The organism is Mucilaginibacter terrenus, assembly GCF_003432065.1.
GTDB classification, from domain to species: domain Bacteria; phylum Bacteroidota; class Bacteroidia; order Sphingobacteriales; family Sphingobacteriaceae; genus Mucilaginibacter; species Mucilaginibacter terrenus.
Map to the genome: position 1 here is coordinate 1 of NZ_QWDE01000011.1, position 823 is coordinate 823.

The 823-nt window shown below is 54.2% G+C and carries 1 pseudogene; it reads right to left on the bottom strand.

Annotated features, from left to right (window positions below):
• Window positions 1-46 precede the first annotated feature (46 nt).
• Window positions 47-823: pseudogene (locus DYU05_RS20815) on the bottom strand (glucosamine-6-phosphate deaminase); the annotation flags it as partial.

Here is an 823-nt window from a genome sequence, read left to right on the forward strand (position 1 = left end):
AAAAAGTGTAACAGGTGTAACACGCGCGCGTGTTACACCTGTGGTGTTAGAACTTATACCTGACGAAAGCCTCCATGGCAGCGTATTCGGCCATACCCAGCTTATCGTAGTTCTGCGCGGTTTCGCGGTTGCGGTCCTCGGCACGTACCCAGAACTCGCGCTCATCGTCACCCGGGAACACCGGCCTGTCCTTCTGGCTCTGGTGCTTGAAGATAGCGTTCCGCTTGCGGATCACCTCTGCAGGGGATAACGGCACGGCCATCTCTATCTCGTGAGTGGCAAACTCATGCCATGCACCGCGGTACAGCCACAGCCAGCAGTCCTTTACCCAGTCCTCAGTTTCTTTCAGCTTGTTCAGCGCTGCAAGGATGATGTTGAAGCACACCAGGTGGGTGCCGTTCGGGTCGGCAAAGTCGCCTGCTGCAAATACCTGCTGGGGTTTTATCTTTTGTAAAAGCTCTATAGTGAGGCGTACGTCCTCTTCACCTACAGCGTTCTTCTTGGTCTTGCCGGTCTCATAGAATGGCAAAGCCTGGAAGTGGATATTGCTGTCGGGCAGGCCCGCGAACCTTGCACCGGAGATGGCCTCCGTTTTACGGATGAAGCCTTTTACGTTGCGGATCTCCTGCGTATCGATCTGGTTGGGCAGCTTGCTGCCCATAAACTTGCGCATTTCCTCATAGGTGGCTTTCATGGCAGTGGTATCTTCACCTACGCTTTGCTTAAAGTCTATGGCGAACTCCACAAAGCGGAGTACGTCATCATCCCATACAGCGGTGTTGCCGGAGGTCTGGTAAGCGACATGTACATCATGCCCCTGGTC